The organism is Anabaena sp. CA = ATCC 33047 (assembly GCF_963870205.1).
In the GTDB taxonomy this organism is placed as follows: domain Bacteria; phylum Cyanobacteriota; class Cyanobacteriia; order Cyanobacteriales; family Nostocaceae; genus Trichormus.
In genome coordinates this window covers 99,967-100,964 of record NZ_CAWMSA010000085.1, presented here as the reverse complement: position 1 = coordinate 100,964, position 998 = coordinate 99,967, and the positions used below count along the sequence as shown (strand labels likewise).

Here is a 998-nt window from a genome sequence, read left to right as displayed (position 1 = left end):
GGTTTATTTAGATCATCGTTAATCAGTCAGGGTATTTGTGAACCCGCCCCTACATCAAGAAACGGTATTAGGCAGTGAGTAGGGGTTTAGTAATGCTCAACCCTTACTCCCCAGTTCTTAAATGATTATGGGATAGATCCCCGACTTCTTGAAGAAGTCGGGGATCTTGTTGTTCAAGATTTTTTACGCCAATTTCAGTAAATTTACCAAATATTAGCCTAAACAGCCCGAAATTAATCGTCTTACCTCTGTTATGGCATCAGCCCATACCCAAAACCTTAAAAGATGCCAAGTAATTTGGGTTTTGGTGGCTTTGGGCTGTCACGATCAGCTAAGTCAGACTAAAATTGAGCCGGCTAAATCCAGTTTTGCAGCTAGGATAATTAGCTTGTAAGCCTCTTAGTTGAGGCGAACACCCACGGTGGGGCGCAGCCCATCGTCATTTTCAGAGGAGGTTTGTTGTGACTAAGTTAAAAGTAGGCATCAATGGATTTGGCCGTATCGGGCGGCTGGTGTTTCGTGCTGGTATCAACAACCCCAATATTGAATTTGTGGGGATTAATGACCTTGTACCACCAGATAACTTAGCTTATCTGTTAAAGTACGATTCTACTCATGGTAAGTATCACGGTCAGGTAGAAGCTAGAGAAGATGGCATTGTAGTTGATGGTCGCTTCATTCCCTGTGTGTCAGTCAGAAATCCTGCTGAATTACCTTGGGGTAAGCTTGGTGCTGATTACGTTGTGGAATCAACCGGATTGTTTACTGACTATGAAGGCGCATCCAAACACCTGCAAGCAGGAGCAAAGCGCGTAGTCATTTCTGCACCAACCAAAGACCCGGAAAGGGTAAAGACACTCGTAGTAGGCGTTAACCATGAAACTTTTGATCCCAGTAAGGATGTGATTGTTTCTAATGCTAGCTGTACTACTAACTGTTTAGCCCCCATCGCTAAAGTGATTAATGATAACTTTGGCTTGGCAGAAGGTTTAATGACC

General features: G+C 43.6%; 1 protein-coding gene. It reads left to right on the top strand.

The genetic code is table 11. The features are described from left to right. Positions 1-461: 461 nt before the first annotated feature. Positions 462-998: type I glyceraldehyde-3-phosphate dehydrogenase (locus AACS98_RS22725; RefSeq protein ID WP_304439119.1), on the top strand; the 537-nt coding region annotated here is incomplete at its 3' end.